The following is an 18,398-nucleotide window of genomic DNA, read 5'->3' on the forward strand; positions in this document are numbered from 1 at the left end:
AAACAGTGGACTTGATAATCTATCTGAAAAAATAATAGGCAGGAAAAGACACATTTTTATACGCTTGTGTGAAATATGAAAATTATCATGTACATTTGCTCTCTATTAGCGATATAACATATATGGAACAATTAATTGAAAAACTAAAGAAAGAACTCATAGAGGAACTTAATCTGGAAGAAATCACTCCCGAAGATATTGATGCCGAAGCGCCCTTATTTGGCGAAGAAGGATTAGGACTCGACTCCATCGATGCACTCGAAATCATCCTGATACTGGAACGCAGTTACGGCATTAAGATAGCCAACCCAAGTCAGGGAAAAGAGATATTCTATTCCGTACGTACATTAGCCGATTACATCACTGCCAATCAGAAATAAATGCGCGTATACGTCACCGGTCTGGGGGTAGTTTCGGGTATTGGTTTAAATGTGGAGGAGAATATTGCTTCTCTGATAGCCGGAAAGCACGGCATGGAAAAGACCACCCTCTTTTCTACACAGTTAGATGTTCCCGTTTCGGAGGTCAAGCTAACCAATACAACTCTCAAAGAGAAGTTGGGATTAGATATTAAACACACCTATTCCCGTACAGCTTTACTGGGTATGCAAGCCGCGCAAGAAGCGGTTAACGATGCCAATATAGACGTTCATGCTCTGCGAACAGGATTTATCTCCTCTACATCTGTTGGCGGAATGGATTTAAGCGAACAGTTTTACATTCCTTTCAGGCAAGATCCGCTCAAAGGACGCTTGCGGGAGGTAGCTTCTCACGATTGTGGAGACAGCACAGAGCGAATTGCATCTTATTTAGGCATTCAAGGATTCATTACCACCATCAGCACTGCTTGTTCGTCGGCGGCAAACGCTATCATGTTGGGAGCAAGGCTTATTAAATGTGGTTATCTGGATACCGCCATTGTAGGCGGAACAGATGCTTTGTGCCGATTCACCCTGAATGGTTTTAACTCTTTGATGATTTTAGATAAGGAACATTGTCGCCCGTTCGATCATACCCGCGCAGGACTTAACTTAGGCGAAGGAGCCGGATACTTAGTACTGCAATCGGAGAAAAGCATGACCCGCACCCCTTATTGCGAACTTACCGGGTATGCCAATACCAACGAGGCTTATCACCAAACAGGAAGTTCTCCCGAAGGCGATGGCCCTTACAAGTCGATGAGCGAAGCCATCTCTCAAAGCGGCATCCCCAAAGAAGAGATTGATTATATAAATGTGCATGGTACCGGCACTCCCAACAATGACCTGTCGGAAGGCATGGCTCTGAAGCGTCTTTTCGGCGAAAAGGTTCCCCCATTCAGTTCTGTCAAAGCATTTATCGGACATACATTGGGAGCTTCGGAGGGAATTGAAGCGGTGTATTCGGTTCTTGCCATTCACCGGGGAATGATGTACCCGAACCTGAACTTCCAAACTCCTATTGAAGAAACGGGGCTTTCTCCGGTTGGCACCCTTCGTCAAAAAGAGGAAATACGGCATGTACTCTCCAACTCGTTCGGATTTGGGGGTAGTAATTCTTCGTTGTTATTTTCTAAAGTTAAAGCCTTATGATAGCTCCTGCATATATTAATAGTATAGCTTCTATTCGTGCCGAAGAGCCTGATTATAAAGAACTCATCCCCAACCCCACATTACGGCGTAGGATGAGTCGTATTGTTAAAATGGGAGTAGCCTGCGGTTTGCAATGCATCGGTAACACACCCACAGAAGAGATTGAAGCCATTATTACTGCCACCGGACTGGGCTGCCTGGCAGATACGGAGAAATTCATGAATAATCTGTTGGATAACCAAGAGCAATTACTCAACCCAACACCCTTTATACAATCGACTTTTAATACGGTAGGAGCTCAAATAGCCCTGATCACTCAAAATCAATCTTATAATGTAACATACGCACATAGAGGATTCAGTTTTGAGTCTGCTTTACTGGATGGATTATTAAGAATACATGAAGGAAACCGGCAAGTACTGATTGGCGCTTTCGACGAAATCACCGAAACATTGCACATTATACTGCAACGCATGGGCTTGCTTAAAGATAAATATGCAGAAGAAGGTGCCCAGTTCTTTTTATTAAGCAAAGAACAGAATGAGCAAACTTATGCCCGGATTTATGCGCCTTGTACTTTTGTTACTTCTCCTAAAGAGAATAATCAATCCATCATTTACCGCCGGATAGAAGAATACTTGCAGCAAAACCACCTTACTTTTGCAGAGGTGGTTGTCCTTTCCAATTACCAAGCACCATGTGGCCAGTATCCTACAGCCTCTTCGTATGCTGTTTGGCAGGCAGCCAACCTATTAAAAGAAAATGAAGAGGATAAGCCCTTATTGATTTATACCGATTATAATCATATCAACCATTCACTTATATTAGTAAGTAAACCATGATTATAGCCATCATCATCTTTGTTGTTCTTGCATTGGGCTTTCTGTTTTATGCTTCATACAGTATTCGTGCGGGGATCTATCTGAAATCTGTTTGCCGGATACCCACCAACGAGAAGGTAGTTGCTCTAACATTTGACGATGGGCCCCATCCTTACCAAACACCTAAAGTGCTGGATGTGCTGAAGGAATACAATATCCCCGCCACATTTTTCTGCATTGGGAGTAAGATTGCAGGCAACGAAGAAATTCTACATCGAATGGTTCAGGAAGGTCATTCCGTGGGCAATCACTCTTACACACATGCTCCGAACTTCCCTCTCTACCCTGTTCGGCGTATGGTGAAAGATCTTTTGCTGACTCAAAACACACTGGAAGATCTTCTTCAAAAGGATATTCACATCTTTCGCCCTCCGTTCGGGGTAACCAATCCTACCATAGCCAAAGCCACAAAAAGGTTAGGATACAAAAGCATCGGATGGAACATCCGTTCGATGGATACATCTTTTTCACACCCTAAGGTATTGAAACGAATCCGTAAAAGGCTTCGCCCAGGCTCCATTATTTTATTGCACGACAGGATGTCGGAAAGTGATAAGCTGACCAGAGAAATTGTTCAATTATTAAGAAAAGAAAACTACCGAATAATACCCTTGATTTGATTCATCCCCAGAAAGTTTTTTCGCGAAAAAAGTCCCGCAAGTCCCACCACGCTCCTAATGAACTGATAATTAGCTATTTAAAAACTGGAACTTCCCATAAAAAGTTCCACCAAGTCCCACCAAAGTCCCACCTTTTTCGATATTATTACATGAATTACTATTGATATCTACTGCACTCCCTTACATCATTTGTTTTAATTGTTTACTGCGCACATATAATACGCTTTTGCACACCCGGGTGTACACGGTTCGTACATCGGGGTGTACCAAGCCTACACATCCGGGTCTACACGACCGATACACCCGGGTGTAGGCAACCATTTAACGTACAGATTTTTGTCTCCTTATATATTTTCCGTACTTTTGTTCATAAAAACATTCTGTATGAGAGCCTGTTACTATCGGATTGCCAACCATTTATTCGCTATCTCCCTACCCAAGGTATGGAATATAGAAACCCTTTTCCCTACCCTGAAACCATTTGAAGCGACTCCGACCGCTACTGAAGAGATTCTTTTCTCTTTAACCTTTTCTCCCATACATACACCGATGAATATGGAGGAAATGATCTCTTTTGAGTGGGATGATGCCTCCTGCAACATTCGGCAAACAGCCAACGAGTACCTGATTACGATTCTCCCTTTTCACGATTCTGTAGAGGGGCAAATGCTTGTTGATAAGCACTTTACCCATGCCACTGTTGAGGCAACGAACCACGAAGTACTTTCTTCCTTTGTAGCCGGCAACTTCCTGATGATGCTTTTTGCCTTTGCCACGGCACCACACGGCACACTGATGTTTCATGCATCCGTTATCCGCAGGCAGGGATACGGTTATTTATTTCTGGGAAAAAGCGGCACCGGCAAGAGTACACACAGCAGATTATGGTTGGAACACATTCCGGATACCGATTTGTTGAACGACGATAACCCCATTGTACGCATCTATCCTACCGGAGAGGTGATTGTATACGGTTCGCCCTGGAGCGGAAAAACGCCTTGCTATCGCAATGAGGAAGTTCCTGTAGGGGCTATTGTCCGACTGAAACAGGCACCACACAACCAGATTCAACAGGAAAAAACGGTACAAGCCTTTGCCTCTATCTTGCCTTCCTGCTCCTGCCTCCGGCAAGATAAACGACTGTTCGATGCCCTTTGCGATACCGTGAGCCGTATTGCAACTTCCACCCCCGTCTACCTATTGGAGTGTTTACCCAATCAGGAGGCTGCTTTTCTCTGCCATCAAACCATTCGTAAAGCATGAAAACCGTCAGCATCTCCAACGAAGCACTCTTGCAGGAAACAGCACGACTCATTGCCGAAGGTCGCACCGTTACACACCTGGTAAGAGGCAATAGCATGGCACCTTTTTTGGTCGACCGCCGCGATAAAGTAATACTTAGTTCTTTCAATATAAAAGATTTAAAGCCGGGAGTTGTGGTACTGGCACGAGATACCGACCACCGCATTGTATTGCACCGCATCATTCGCTGCCGCGAAGGCAAACTCATTTTGATGGGCGATGGCAACATCAAAGGTACCGAAACCACCGCCCCCGAACGGGTAATGGGAGTGGCTACACAGTTCATCCGAAAGGGAAAATCTTATTCGGTAAGCGGATACACCTGGCGAATCTACTCGGTGGTATGGAAGATTTTATTACCTTTGAGAAGGTTTTTATTGGGAGCCTGGAGAAGATTAAGCTAACAAACAAGATATATGAAAACGAAAACAGGAATCAGTTTACGCTCTGTAGGGAATGAACACCTCATTATATCCGGCGACGACGTAGACTTTACACACATCATCAGTTTTAACGAGTCGGCCGCCCGGCTGTGGAAAGAGGTGGAAGGAAGCGATTTCACCGTCGATCAATTGGTCGGTTTTCTACTTTCCTGGTACAAGGTTGATGCCGAAACCGCACAAAAAGATGCCCAACAAATGGTAGCATCCTGGCTAAACGCAGGCATTATTGAAGAATAAACACAGGGTATGACAACACATTTCTTCGAACTACTGCAATCCGGATTATGGAATCGCCCGGCTAATGCCTCCCTCTTTACAGAACAGACGGCAGACTGGAAAGCGATTATCCAAATGGGCCAACAGCAGGCAGTAATCGGCCTTTTGTTCGATGGAATGCAGACTCTTCCCACCGAGCTACAGCCCGAACGCCCCTTACTACTCAAATGGGTAGCACAGGTAGCGCGCATCGAACAAGCCAATGAAAAGCTGAATGCAATGACCACCCGGATATTCACGCTTTATCGTAGCCAAAAGATTACCCCTGTATTGTTAAAAGGGCAAGGCGTAGCTGCCCTCTACCCCAAACCATTGCACAGGCAATGTGGCGACATTGATATATATATTGGCAAAGATGGTTATGCACAAGCCAACACCCTTCTCTATCAGGCAGGTGCCGGGCAAGCACTGGAAGATTCAATTAAACACACCACACTTGAACTTCAGGGCGTATTCATCGAAAATCACCGGATAGCAGGAAGTCTGGATAGTCCTTTTGCCAATAGAGCATTTCAGAAATTAGTAAAGACACACCTACCTGCAAAGAGCAACAGCTTGCCGGTAAACGAAACGGATATTCTTATACCCGACCCAACGTTTAATGCCATCTACCTGTTTGTTCATGCATTTACTCACTTCCTGAACAGTGGCATCGGATTAAGGCAGGTGTGCGACTGGGCGCAAGTAATGGCCACCCATCAATCAACCATAAACCGGGATTCGGTAAATCGTTTTTTCTCCAAAACCGGGTTGCTAACCGCAGTACGGGCATTTGGCTACATCGCTGTAGCCTATCTGGGTTTACCTGCTGAGCAACTTCCGTTTACCCTGAATAATTCCGATAAACAACGAGGAGAAGAACTCCTGAAAGATATTTTGCAAACAGGAAACTTCGGTCAGCACGACCAACAAGTTTCCGCTCGCCCGCAGGGCTATTGGGCCGGGAAATGGCACACCTTTCGCCGGGCAGCGAAACGTTGCAACGAACTACGACGCTTTTCTCCTTCGGAAGCCTTCTGGCATCCGCTAACCCTTGCAAAAGGCTCTTTCATCGCTCAATGGCTAAAACTAAAGAATCCGGCATGAAAGCAAAAATTCTCTGGCTTTGGTCTGTTTCTGCCGGACAGCGAAAACGAATCTTCCTCAGTTGCCTGATTGGTTTATTAAACACCGGATTCTCTCTGGGGTTTATAGCCGCCTCCATGCGCGTAATCGACGTTTCCACCGGAGCCATCGGCAGCATGCCTAAAGATTTTCGGATAGCTGCCGCCATCACCATTATACTACTGATAGCTCAGCTCCTTGGAGGGTTACTGAATACCTGGCTCGACAACCGCATGCAAGTAGAAACCGAAAATGCACTGCGCCGCCGCTTGTTTGCCCGCCTATTGCATAGCCGATGGAATGAGCTAAAACAGTTTCATACCGGAGATATGGTAAACCGCATTGAGCAAGACACCCAAGCCATTACAGGGTTATTGGTTTTTACGCTGCCAGATGCCATCGTCACCGGCTTTCAGTTGATTGCCTCCTTTGTGTTTTTCTATCTGCTCGATCATTCACTGCCTTGGCTGTTGGTACTCATTTTGCCTGTGTTCCTTCTGGCAAGCCGTTTTTATATGAAGCGAATGCGCCGATACACCCACGACATCCGCCAAAGCGACAGCCACATACAGGCCACCATCCAAGAAAGCCTGCAACACCATACCGTTATCAAAACCCTGGAACAGAACGACCGCCACATCGAGAAACTGGATAACTTGCAAAGCACCCTGCGCCAACAGGTGAACTACCGCACCCGCTTCTCTCTGTTCTCTCGCAGCATTATTGCCTTTGCCTTTTCGGGCGGGTACCTGATAGCCTTTTTATGGGGAGCCGTTCGCCTGAGCCAAGGCAGCATGACGTTTGGGGTAATGACTGCCTTCCTGCAATTGGTAGGCAAAATACAACGCCCGGTGCTCGACCTCGCCAAAATGATCCCTACCCTGATCACCGCCCTCACCGCCACAGACCGCCTCATGGAACTGGAAGCCCTAAACATCGATGAAAGCGGCGAAAAAAAAATGTTCCGGCAAACTCCTTCGGTTATTCTAAACAACCTTACCTTTGCCTACCAACCTCAACAAAAAGCCGTATTCAACGATCTTTCTATGGAGTTTCCGGCCGGTAGCCACATTGCCGTGATGGGAGAAACGGGCAAAGGGAAAACTACACTAATCCGCCTGCTGTTAGCATTAATCGCCCCACAACAGGGCACAGCTTACTTAACAGATGGAGAGACAAGAGAGCCCATATCTCCTCTCACCCGTTGCAACTTTGTGTATGTTCCGCAAGGAAACACCCTATTCAGCGGCACCATCCGCGACAATCTGCTAATGGGAAACCCGGAAGCCTCCACCTCCGAAATGGAAACCGCCCTCCGCATCGCCGTAGCAGACTTTGTTTTTGCCTTACCCCAAGGCATCGACACCCTGATTAATGAACAGGGAGGCGGCCTCTCGGAAGGACAAGCACAACGCATCTCTATTGCGCGCGCACTGCTCCGCCCGGGCAGCATTCTATTGCTTGATGAAGCTACTTCTGCTTTGGATGCAGAAACGGAAAGTCAACTGTTGGTTAACTTAAAGGAATGCTGCAAGGGGAAAACAGTGATTTTTATTACACATCATGCGGATTTGGCAGAGGGGTGCGAGAGGGTGTATGGGTTAAAATAGATGCCCCATATTACAGATATGCGTGCTTTGATACCTATCACCAAACCACGAGGTCAACGCTCCCAAACACTCATTACAAGAGAAAACTGCACTTAGTTTATTACCAACCAATCCACCGACCAACAGCACACCTTCGGTACCTGTAACCTGAATATCCGTACTCTTGTTTTTATTCCGATGAAGGAGAGATGCATAGTTCTCGCCTGCGATACCCCCTAAATATATAAAATTAGAGGCATCTGTATATTTGGCAATGGCATTTACGCCTCCATAGTTCTTGCAGCCATCTATAGGAGTCGATCGTGCATATCCCACAATACCGCCCACATAAGCAGAACCAAGGAAATCACTTTTCACGGCATACACATTACTGCAATTTAAGATAGAAGAGGAAGAAGCATATCCCACAACTCCTCCCAGATAGGCTGTTGTAGTTTTTGTAGAGCTTAATTCAATGGGGGCAGCCATCGACAGATTGGAAACAGAACCATTTGTTACTGCACCAAAGAAACCAAAATATCCCTGATAAGTACTACCATTAACTAACTTCCCGGTAATGGTATGTCCCTTTCCATCGAAATGGCCGGAAAAAGAATTGGTTAAGTCGATGCCAATGGGTGTCCAAGCAGTAGGGTTAATATAAAGATCGGTGGTTAGCTCAAAATATGCTCCTGCATAAGCATTGCCTGCGGCTACATCTTCCACCAGTTTCTTGAGGGTGGCGGCGGAGTTTACTTGATAAGGATCGCTTTCTATTCCGATTCCGGCAAAAGAAGAGGCAGCTACCGTTTCGTCTGTAAAAGAGACATCGGATAAAGGTGTTGGCGTTTTAGCGCCCAAAGCGAGTTTATATACTTTTCCGGCCTCAATAATATAATCAACAAGGGGATCGCTTGTTATGTTATATACCTTTTTATCGGTGCAAATGTCAAGAGCCAATTCATCTTTCAGGAGAGAAGGCAATACAGTGAGATAGGCTACAAAGTTGTTGTTCGTAAAGCCATCCAGCTTCAACGAAACACGATCGCTGATCTCCAGGATGCTTCCATCGCTGGCTTTCTTGCTTAATACAAAGCCATAATCTTTGCCTCCTGCCGACTCGCAGGCAGTTTTCAAAGTCAATTCCTTCGGAGTCTCACCTGCCGGCAAGGTTGCTTCAATACGGAAAACAGCCGCTTCATGCTGAAAGTTTATTGGGTTACCACCTGTTCCAATGGTGTAAGGAGCATCTTTCAGAGTCATAAAGCCATATTCGGTAAGATGTGCGGTATTATCATTTCCGGTTTGTTGCTGCCCTGCAATTGTAAACTCACATTGCTCCCAAGAAGAAGCCGCTATGGCTTTGGAGGCAGGGAAAAATGTACGACAGTTGTTCCAGCGTTTAGGACTTCCCTGTACAGCATTAACCAAAGAGAAAGATCCGATTTGTTTTCCTTCCTCGCCGGTTTTTAGTTGAAACTTGTACACACCTTCGGTACTATATAGTTTAAAGGCATCTCCGCTACTCCAGGTGGTCGACATCGTTTGGGTTCCTCCATCATACATAAAGTTCACCCGGGTTTCTTCTTTACTTTCTCCGGATACTTTCAGTATTATTTCTTCGATGACTTCGTTGTTTTCGGGGGTTACATCGTTCCCGTCGCATCCTGTTTGCAGGCACAATCCGAATAAGGCTGCGCCCATCCATACTAATTGTCGTTTCATACGTTTTATTTTTCGATAGTTAAAATGTTGTTGATTAAATCTTCCAATTCGGATAAAGAAGCACCACCGGGTTGATAGTTTCTTCTTGATACAGAGGAGCGGGTGATGGTTCCGCCATTGCCAAGGCCTGGTAGCTGGTCGCCGCTTCCTACCATTACAGAGTTTTCGTACTCCATCTCAATCACCTCCACCAATGGGGGGATGTAGGTTTTCTTTTGTTGCATAGTAATGATGTAAAATAGTGTTCTTATTTCGAGTCGTACAAAATTAACAAAATAAAAATTAGTTGTTACCTTTGGAGCTTTATTTAATTAGGAAAGTAACAAAACGATGAAGAGAATCATTACCATATTACTCGCCAGCCTCTGCATTTGCCTGTATTGCAAAGCACAATTACGCCCCATAACAAACATGGAGGCATTTAACAAACGACTTTCTACCGAAGCTAAAACCTTGACGGCCATTGAAAGCGACTTCACCCAACAAAAATACCTGGATGTATTCGACGAGAAAATTACTTCCAAAGGGAAATTCTACTACCGGAAAGAGAATAAAATATGCATGAGCTACAATCAACCATTAAACTACCTGATTGTTATCAACAATGCCAAACTTAAAATTGTATCGGATGGTAAAAAGAGCATCATGAATCTTAGTAGCAACAAAATGATGACTCAAATGCAAGACATGCTCACCGCCTGCATGGTGGGAGATCTCTCTAAATTAACCGGAAATTATGAGCTAACTTACTTTGAAGATGCCCAATATTACCGGATAAAGATTAAGCCCACCAACAAAACTATTCAGGCATACATCAAAGAAATTGATATCCAATTAGATAAGAAAGATATGTCGGTACACAAATTGCGTTTGCTCGAAACGGAAACAAACTATACCGAATATGAATTTTACAATAAACGCTTCAATGCTCTGACGGATGAAACAGTTTTTTCGGTACGCTAACCTCTGCATCCTGCTACTTTTCTGCGTTGCCGGTTCTTCCTGCTCTTCGGGCAAAAAGAATTCAAAAGCAGAATTGCCGGAAATCATTTCCACCGACAGCACCTCGCGCAAGTATAACCTGCAACTGGATTTTATGAAGCACCATTTCAGCGGTATGCTTGTAGCCCGCCGAATGAATACCGATGAAATCAGGATAATCTTCACCACCTACTTTGGTTTGAGTGTTTTTGATTTCTCACTTAAAGGTGATTCTTTGCACATCAACAGTTGTATAGAACCCATGCGGAAAAAGAAAGTAATAGAGCTTCTGGAAAGAGATTTCAAACTCCTACTTCTTCCTTCGGCCCATACTAAAGTTAAAGAGAAAAGTAGTACCTTTGAGAAACGAATCAATGGTTCGGGACTCGGCAAAGCCATTATATCGCTTTCCGACTTTCAGGAGAGAGAACCTCAATGTGTGGAGATTAAACATCCGTGGATACGGCTAAAAATACAATTAAATCAACTTACTATCAATTAATTATAGGCAATGAATTTACTTAAAGACTTCTATCAGGTACTTTCCATCGACAGTAGTTCGCCCTCAGAGTGCGTTATTAATCTGGAGCTTAATGCCAAACATCCGGTTTATAGTGGGCATTTTCCCGGCAACCCTGTACTTCCCGGCGTTTGTACTCTGCAAATAATCAAAGAGTGTGCCGAAGCTTTTTGGGAAAACCCATTGCAATACACACAGATTGGTTCCTGCAAGTTCTTGTCTGCCATTAATCCGGTTACCCACCCAAAGTTGACTCTGATGTTCTCTCTCAACCAACAAGAAGAAAACAACTTCCGCTTAATTGCCGAGGGAATGGCAGAAGAAACTCCTTTTATCAAACTTAAAGCAACCGTAACCAAACAATAAATATGACAGAACAGGGCACAGCCTATTGGCACGCAAAACTCAAAGAACTTGGAATAGTTGTGCTAATTCCCACTTACAACAACGACCGTACACTGGCCTCCGTGCTCGAAGATGTAAGTTGCTATGCCGGCGATATTATTGTAATAAACGACGGTTCCACCGATCAAACCGAGTCTATATTAACCACATTCCCACAAATAGAAGTTGTTCATCATGCCCAAAACAAAGGAAAAGGCACTGCTTTAAAGAATGGCATTCGATTAGCAAAAGAAAAAGGCTTTCGTTATGCCATCACTTTAGACTCCGACGGACAGCACTTTGCTTCTGATATTCCGCTTTTCATCGATGAAATAGAGAAAGAGCCGGATGCATTGTTTGTTGGTGCCCGCAACTTACAAGCAGAGAATATGCCGGGGAAGAACTCTTTTGCCAATAAGTTCTCCAACTTCTGGTACCGTCTGGAAACGGGAAACAATCTACAGGATACCCAATCGGGATACCGCCTGTACCCTATACAGCAAATGGGATCTCTGAAATACTACACAGCCAAATATGAGTTTGAATTGGAGGCCATTGTATTTGCTGCCTGGAGGGGGATTAAGGTGAAGAATATCCCCATTCATGTGTATTATCCGCCAGAAGAAGAACGCATCTCGCACTTCCGTCCGCTTAGGGATTTTACCCGCATAAGCATCCTGAACACAATCTTGGTACTAATTGCTTTTCTTTGGATATGGCCGCGCAATTTCTGCCGGAAGCTAACCTGGACGAATATAAAGAAATTCTTTCATGAACAGATTCTACACTCTAAAGAGTCTAACGCCCGTATAGCCCTTGCCATCGGATTGGGCGTATTCATGGGAATCTTCCCTGTATGGGGGTATCAGATGCTTATTACCTTATTCCTCACTCGCATCTTTAAACTGAATACGGTAATTGCTATTGTAGCCGCCAATATCAGTATCCCTCCCATGATTCCGTTCTTATTATATGGAAGTTATGCTACCGGTTGTATTGTATTAAGAGAGCCTATTAATCTGGATATTGGTAATATCTCTTTCGAACATTTACGCGGAGTATTGCTGCAATATGCCGTTGGAAGCGTGATTTTTTCAATTCTTTGCGGATTAACAGCAGGAGTTATTTCCTGGGGAGTATTATCCATTCTGCGGAAACCGCAACAAACCCCGTAGAGACGCACGGCGTGCGTCTCCTGAATACGCGTTTGTTTACCTCAAACAATAATCCCCCCACCCAAAAGAACATCTTTTCTATAAAAAGCAGCAGCTTGTCCGGAAGCAACCGCCGTTAAAGGTTCGTGCAATGAAACATATAACAACCCGTCCGAGCCTAATTGCACCAAAGCACTATTCTCTTGCTTTCTATATCGTATTTTCACAATTACATCGTCTTTATTTAATAACTGCTCCGGATCAATTATATTCCATTCCTTCAAATACATTTCCTGCTTTTCCAAAGCTTTTAAAGGTGCCAATACCACTTCATTTGTCTCCGGTCGGATTTCTTTCACAAAAACAGCGCGATTCAGATGTATGCCCAACCCTCTTCTTTGTCCGATTGTGTAAAAGGGATAACCTTGATGCCAGGCAATGAATTTCCCCGTTTCATCCAGAAAAGCACCTCGCTTTAACCTATCAGCAGGCACATATTGCCGTAAAAAGCTATGGTAATCAAACGGGCAGAAGCAAACGCCGATACTGTCTTTCTTTTGGGAGACTCTTTCAAAGCCGCGCTCTGCCGCCAGTATACGGGCATCTGACTTTAGGACATCGCCCATAGGAAGAACCATCCGGCTTAATATATCTTGCCCAAGACCCCATAAAAAGAAGGACTGATCTTTATCCGGATCTACGGCACAACGAATATAATAACTCCCATTTATATACTCACGCCGCACATAATGACCAGTCGAAATATGAAAGACATCGTTTTCATCGGCAATTTGAGCCAACAGAGGCCACTTCAACCGATTATTGCAGATGACGCAGGGCACAGGGGTACGACCTCTCATATACTCATCGATAAAGTAATCAATCACCTGCTTTTTAAATATTTCCCGAGCATCATAAACAAGGTGCTTTATGCCCAGCTTACAAGCCAAGTCGTGTGCTTCCTGCAAACTTTCTGCCGATGTTTCTGAATCGAAGAAACGAAAAGTAACTCCGGTTACTTCATAACCGGCATCCTGCAAAAGCATGGCAGCAACAGAGCTATCTGTTCCACCACTCATTCCAAGTAGTACCTTTTTGTTTTCTTTGCACATCATCGCGTGCAAAATTACACAATTTCCTGTACCTTTGTTAATTCAACCCACAATAATGAAAGAAGCAACAGACAAAGGCAGGATGATTATTGTACTCATACAGCACCCTACATTGGGGGCATTACTTATTCCATACATCGGCAAGGAACAACAAGAAGACACCATCCTGTTAATAGAACAAGCTTTTCATGCCTCTGCAGAGGTAGTAGCCCAAATGAGTAAACCGGAACAGCAAATCATTAAAATAGCTGCCCGATATACCGAAAAGGAGTTGATGAAAGCGTATCCCAAAGAAAAGAATATCAGCCAATTCATTAAAAAGCTTTCCGAAGAGGAAGTTAAAAGACGAATACGACCGCGCATAGAGCCGCAAATACAGCAAATCGTCGAGCTGATTTGTCAATTTCAGATTCCACTATATCAGAATCAGACAGGTAACAAATTGCTATATCCCCATAATGCGATTCAGGTTTCTCCATTTACCACAGAGGCATACTTTCACTTTAAAGCGGATGCCGAGCTATTCAGCTATTCTTTATCATGCAAAAGAAATGGAGAGCCAGTATTGCTTACTGATAAGAAACCTGTTATCACCATTTGTACCAATCCTGCCATCATACTCTTAAATACGGAACTGCACCGGTTTCATGATATAGGGGCCAACCGTATTCTACCATTCACGCACAAAAACACGGTGAGCGTAGATGCCTCTCAAACAAGCAAGTATCTGGGAAATGTTATTTTACCCATTATTCGTTTTCATGAAATCAGTTCGGAAGGATTGCCCATTATCAAAGAGCAACAAGAGTGTGCACCTGTTTTATCTATCGAAGAGAATGTGTTCGATGGGCTATCTTTGGTACTGGAGTTTTGGTACGGCACCGAGAAGTTTCGCCCTACAAACAAAGAAACAAAATATGCTTATCTAAGCGATAAAAACGGAGAAATTTCTTTGCGATATTTCTACAGAGATATGCAAAAGGAAGAACAGATTATGAAGGAGCTAAGAAACGCCCACTTGGAACTTCATGGCGAATGCAACCTCATATTGAAGCAGGAAGCCCCGGAAAAAGATCTTTCTACCTGGATATTCTCGCACCGGGAGTTACTTAATGCTCATTTCAAATTAACCAATTCCACCGGAAAGATTGATTATAGCTTGGATGAGATTCATGTTTCTAAAGAGATCAGCGAAACACAAGATTGGTTTGAATTACACATAACTGTGCATATTGGCGAATTTAAGATTCCTTTTATCCGATTCAGAAAGAATATTCTGGAAGGAAAGAAAGAGTATCTGCTGCCCGATGGAAAGATGATATTACTTCCCCAAGAGTGGTTCAGTCAATATGCAGACCTGGTTGCGTTCGGAGAAGTTGATGAGACGAATGTTCGTGTTCAACGTTCGTTTAGTGGCATTGTACAGGCAACCGTTCTCGATCAAAACGAGCAAAATAGAGTTTCCTACTTTCCTAAAGAGGAGTTCGACACTCCCTCCATGCTTAAAGCTACATTAAGGAACTACCAAAAAGAGGGATTCAACTGGATGATGCATCTTCATAAACATCATTTAGGAGGATGCCTGGCAGACGATATGGGATTGGGGAAAACACTCCAAACGCTTACCCTACTACAATACATTTACAATACGGAAGAAAAGAAACCGGCCACGTTGGTAGTTTTGCCAACTTCTTTGCTCCATAATTGGAAAAGGGAGATTAAGAAATTCACTACCCTGAAAGCCTTCGAATACAACGCCTCCAATCTTCCGAAAAACCTCTACCTGAAGGAAACATTCAATCATTACCACCTTGTTCTTACCAGCTATGGCATGATGAGAAACAACATGGATAAGCTCAAAGAATACCTTTTTGAATATGTTATATTAGACGAAAGCCAGAATATTAAAAACAGCGATTCGCTTACCTTCCGGGCAGTCGCTCAACTACAAAGCAACTTCCGCTTGGCATTAACAGGTACGCCTATAGAAAACTCACTAAAGGATCTTTGGTCGCAATTCCATTTTATACAACCAGACTTACTGGGCAACGAGAGCTGCTTCAACAAACAGTATATGACTCCCATCAAATCGGGAGATAAACGCATGGAAGAAAGGCTCAGAAGACTAATCTCGCCTTACATTTTACGCAGAAGCAAGGAGGAAGTAGCCCCGGAACTACCCTCGCTGACAGAGGAAATCATATTCTGCGAAATGCACGAACAGCAACAGAAAGTGTATGAGGAAGAAAAAAACAGCCTGAGAAACATGTTGCTGAAAATGAAAACTTCGAATGAAAAGAATCTTCATTTCACTGCACTAAACGGAATTATGAGATTGCGACAATTGGCTTGCCATCCGCACATGGTTTTCAACGATTTCAACAGCCCTTCCGGCAAACTGGATGAGATTATTTCAACCTTCGAGACTTTGCAAAGCGTGGGTCATAAAGTACTTATCTTCTCCTCTTTTGTGAAACACCTCGATATTATAGCAGAAGCATTCAAACAAAAGGGGTGGTCTTACGCACTTCTTACCGGAACAACCGGCAATCGGGAAGAAGAAATCGCCCGTTTCAATTCCAAAGAGAACATACGGGCATTCCTCATATCGCTAAAAGCAGGAGGCGTAGGCCTCAACCTGACTCAAGCCGATTATGTATTTATTATTGACCCTTGGTGGAATCCGGCAGCAGAGATGCAGGCGATTAGTCGCGCACACCGCATCGGACAAGATAAGCACGTCATTGCTTACCGCTTTATCACCCAAGACAGTATCGAAGAGAAGATCGTTCGGCTACAGGCAGAGAAGAAGGAACTCTTTGAGACGTTCATTACGGAGAATAATCCATTGAAGAGTTTGAATGACAGAGAATGGGCCGGGTTGTTGGAAGGGTGAGTGAAGTTTGAGTTAATTCATTATTGTACGGTTTTTATTCCTTCCCCACTGTTTTGAACTTATAATCATTACCTTTGTTTCTATATTTATAAATATCCATCCGTCATGAACAAACTATCGCGTAAGCTCCCCGTTGGGATACAAACCTTTGAGAAACTCCGTAAAGGCGGTTATCTTTATGTAGACAAAACCGCATTGGTTTGGCAGATGGTTGAAACATCTACGCCCTACTTCCTGAGTCGCCCGCGGAGATTTGGAAAGAGCCTGCTGCTCTCTACTTTCGAAGCTTACTTCCAAGGCAAGAAAGAACTGTTCGAAGGCTTGGCCATCGAAAAGATGGAAACGGAATGGATAGAGTATCCCGTGCTGCACTTGGATCTGAATGCAGAGAAGTACGACGCACCGGAAAAACTGGATGCAATCATCGACCGCCACCTGATTCTTTGGGAAGACATCTGGGGGAAAGATGAACGGGAAACAACTTTTGCCGCACGCTTCGCCGGCACCATCCGCCGGGCATACGAGAAAACCGACCGCAGAGTAGTGGTGCTTGTTGATGAGTATGACAAACCTCTGTTGCAAGCCATCCTGAATGACGAACTATCCGATGCCTACAAAGCTACCCTCAAAGCCTTTTACGGTGTACTCAAAAGTTCCGACCGCCATCTGCGCTTTGTATTCCTCACTGGAGTAACCAAATTCGCACAAGTTAGCGTGTTCAGCGACCTCAACCAATTGAATGACATCAGTATGAAGTATCCATACGCCGAGGTTTGTGGTATCACCCAAAAGGAACTTCTCGAGGTATTCACCCCCGAACTGGAAACACTTAGCAAGCACAACGGACTAACCTTTGAGGAAGTGGTTAACAAGATGACGGCATCTTATGACGGATATCATTTCCACCCGCAAGGCAAAGGGATGTTCAACCCATTCAGTGTACTGAATGCTTTTGACGGCTGTGAATTTGCCTACTACTGGTTTGCCACCGGCACGCCTACCTACTTGGTAGATTTACTCAGAAATAGCGATTACGACTTACGTCTACTCATCGACGGCGTACAGGTGGGCGTAACAGCCTTTTCGGAATACCGTGCCAAAACCAACAACCCACTACCAATGATTTACCAAAGTGGATACCTCACCATAAAGGATTACGATAAAACGTTTGGTCTTTATACCCTGGGATTCCCCAACGACGAGGTACGTTACGGGTTCCTGAACTTCCTGATACCTTACTATACCAAAGTAACAGATGACGAAACAGTCTTCCACATCAGCCACTTCGTAAAAGAACTCCAAGCTGGAGATGTACCCGCATTCATCGAACGCCTCAAAGCTTTCTTTGCCGGCATCCCCTACGAACTCAATGACCAGACCGAACGCCACTACCAGGTTGTATTTTACCTGATATTCAAACTCATGGGGCAGTTCATCGATGCCGAAGTGCACAGCGCCCGAGGCCGGGCCGATGCCGTAGTGAAAACCAAAGACCACATCTACGTCTTTGAGTTCAAACTGAATGGAACAGCCGAAGAGGCGCTGAAGCAAATAGAAGAAAAAGGATACATGAAGCCCTACGCCACAGATCCAAGAGAAAAAGTAAGGATAGGAGTAGACTTTAGTAAAGAAGAAAGAAACGTAAACGACTACATCGTGTTAATTGATGAATAATATTCGACGTAAGTTTACACAGTTTTATTCCTTTCCATTCTCTAATGAATTTAGTTCAATAGAGATACTGTCTTTTTGTAGATATGGTTGACTCTTTAACGACTCAACCAATGAAAGAAAAGAAGTCCAACGATGCTCACGCTTTTCATTTTCGGATTCGTGAGAT

The 18,398-nt window shown here is 44.1% G+C and carries 18 protein-coding genes; 15 read left to right on the forward strand and 3 right to left on the reverse strand.

What is annotated here, in order from left to right; translation table 11 throughout:
- Positions 1-122 precede the first annotated feature (122 nt).
- The 9 genes from D0T60_RS17140 to D0T60_RS17180 all read left to right on the forward strand — a co-directional run bounded on the left by D0T60_RS17140 (position 123) and on the right by D0T60_RS17180 (position 7,807).
- Positions 123-380 (forward strand): phosphopantetheine-binding protein, encoded by a 258-nt coding sequence (locus D0T60_RS17140; protein ID WP_163219463.1) that lies wholly within the window; start codon positions 123-125, stop codon positions 378-380.
- Entirely contained in the window at positions 381-1,571 is a 1,191-nt protein-coding gene (locus D0T60_RS17145) for a beta-ketoacyl synthase (RefSeq protein ID WP_163219465.1), read from the forward strand. It abuts the gene before it with no gap.
- Positions 1,571-2,413 carry a beta-ketoacyl synthase chain length factor gene (locus D0T60_RS17150; protein ID WP_163219496.1) on the forward strand — a complete coding sequence of 281 codons (843 nt, stop codon included), beginning with the start codon at positions 1,571-1,573 and terminating at the stop codon, positions 2,411-2,413. Before D0T60_RS17145 ends, D0T60_RS17150 begins: the two co-directional genes overlap by 1 nt.
- Positions 2,410-3,072, forward strand: a complete 663-nt coding sequence (locus tag D0T60_RS17155) for a polysaccharide deacetylase family protein (RefSeq protein WP_163219467.1) — start codon at positions 2,410-2,412, stop codon at positions 3,070-3,072. Before D0T60_RS17150 ends, D0T60_RS17155 begins: the two co-directional genes overlap by 4 nt.
- Positions 3,073-3,456: 384 nt before the next feature.
- Entirely contained in the window at positions 3,457-4,335 is an 879-nt protein-coding gene (locus D0T60_RS17160; RefSeq protein WP_163219469.1) for a hypothetical protein, read from the forward strand.
- Positions 4,332-4,778 carry a S24/S26 family peptidase gene (locus tag D0T60_RS17165; protein ID WP_163219471.1) on the forward strand — a complete coding sequence of 149 codons (447 nt, stop codon included), beginning with the start codon at positions 4,332-4,334 and terminating at the stop codon, positions 4,776-4,778. The genes D0T60_RS17160 and D0T60_RS17165 overlap by 4 nt, the downstream gene beginning before the upstream one ends.
- 12 nt (positions 4,779-4,790) lie before the next feature.
- A complete protein-coding gene (locus D0T60_RS17170; RefSeq protein WP_163219473.1) occupies positions 4,791-5,054 on the forward strand; it encodes a PqqD family protein in 264 nt (87 codons plus the stop codon).
- A 9-nt stretch (positions 5,055-5,063) separates the two neighbouring features.
- Positions 5,064-6,179, forward strand: a complete 1,116-nt coding sequence (locus tag D0T60_RS17175; protein WP_163219475.1) for a nucleotidyltransferase family protein — start codon at positions 5,064-5,066, stop codon at positions 6,177-6,179.
- A complete protein-coding gene (locus D0T60_RS17180) occupies positions 6,176-7,807 on the forward strand; it encodes an ABC transporter ATP-binding protein (protein ID WP_163219477.1) in 1,632 nt (543 codons plus the stop codon). Before D0T60_RS17175 ends, D0T60_RS17180 begins: the two co-directional genes overlap by 4 nt.
- Here D0T60_RS17180 and D0T60_RS17185 read toward each other — a convergent pair.
- Complete coding sequence (locus D0T60_RS17185) at positions 7,799-9,511, reverse strand: hypothetical protein (RefSeq protein WP_163219478.1); 1,713 nt, start codon at positions 9,509-9,511, stop codon at positions 7,799-7,801. The two genes, D0T60_RS17180 and D0T60_RS17185, sit on opposite strands and share 9 nt — an antisense overlap.
- Positions 9,512-9,516: 5 nt before the next feature.
- On the reverse strand, positions 9,517-9,735 hold the full coding sequence (locus tag D0T60_RS17190) for a hypothetical protein (protein ID WP_163219480.1): 219 nt from the start codon (positions 9,733-9,735) through the stop codon (positions 9,517-9,519).
- 106 nt (positions 9,736-9,841) lie between these two features.
- Between D0T60_RS17190 and D0T60_RS17195 the strand changes: the two genes are divergently transcribed.
- From D0T60_RS17195 to D0T60_RS17210, 4 genes are read left to right on the forward strand one after another with little or no spacing between them, the layout of a single operon-like run.
- Positions 9,842-10,474, forward strand: a complete 633-nt coding sequence (locus tag D0T60_RS17195; protein WP_163219481.1) for an outer membrane lipoprotein carrier protein LolA — start codon at positions 9,842-9,844, stop codon at positions 10,472-10,474.
- Entirely contained in the window at positions 10,449-10,994 is a 546-nt protein-coding gene (locus tag D0T60_RS17200) for a hypothetical protein (RefSeq protein WP_163219483.1), read from the forward strand. The genes D0T60_RS17195 and D0T60_RS17200 overlap by 26 nt, the downstream gene beginning before the upstream one ends.
- Positions 10,995-11,003: 9 nt before the next feature.
- Positions 11,004-11,378: a hydroxymyristoyl-ACP dehydratase gene (locus D0T60_RS17205; protein ID WP_163219486.1), complete on the forward strand. Its 375-nt coding sequence runs from the start codon at positions 11,004-11,006 to the stop codon at positions 11,376-11,378.
- A gap of 2 nt (positions 11,379-11,380) precedes the next feature.
- Positions 11,381-12,571: a DUF2062 domain-containing protein gene (locus D0T60_RS17210; protein ID WP_163219488.1), complete on the forward strand. Its 1,191-nt coding sequence runs from the start codon at positions 11,381-11,383 to the stop codon at positions 12,569-12,571.
- Between the two features lie 41 nt (positions 12,572-12,612).
- Here D0T60_RS17210 and mnmA read toward each other — a convergent pair whose 3' ends face one another.
- Entirely contained in the window at positions 12,613-13,662 is a 1,050-nt protein-coding gene (gene mnmA / locus D0T60_RS17215; RefSeq protein WP_163219498.1) for a tRNA 2-thiouridine(34) synthase MnmA, read from the reverse strand.
- 55 nt (positions 13,663-13,717) lie between these two features.
- Between mnmA and D0T60_RS17220 the strand changes: the two genes are divergently transcribed.
- Complete coding sequence (locus D0T60_RS17220; RefSeq protein ID WP_163219489.1) at positions 13,718-16,558, forward strand: DEAD/DEAH box helicase; 2,841 nt, start codon at positions 13,718-13,720, stop codon at positions 16,556-16,558.
- Positions 16,559-16,663: 105 nt separating this feature from the next.
- Positions 16,664-18,232 (forward strand): ATP-binding protein, encoded by a 1,569-nt coding sequence (locus D0T60_RS17225; RefSeq protein ID WP_163219492.1) that lies wholly within the window; start codon positions 16,664-16,666, stop codon positions 18,230-18,232.
- Positions 18,233-18,398 lie beyond the last annotated feature (166 nt).

Origin of the sequence: Bacteroides sp. 224 (genome assembly GCF_010500995.1) — a bacterium.
Taxonomy (GTDB): domain Bacteria; phylum Bacteroidota; class Bacteroidia; order Bacteroidales; family Bacteroidaceae; genus Bacteroides.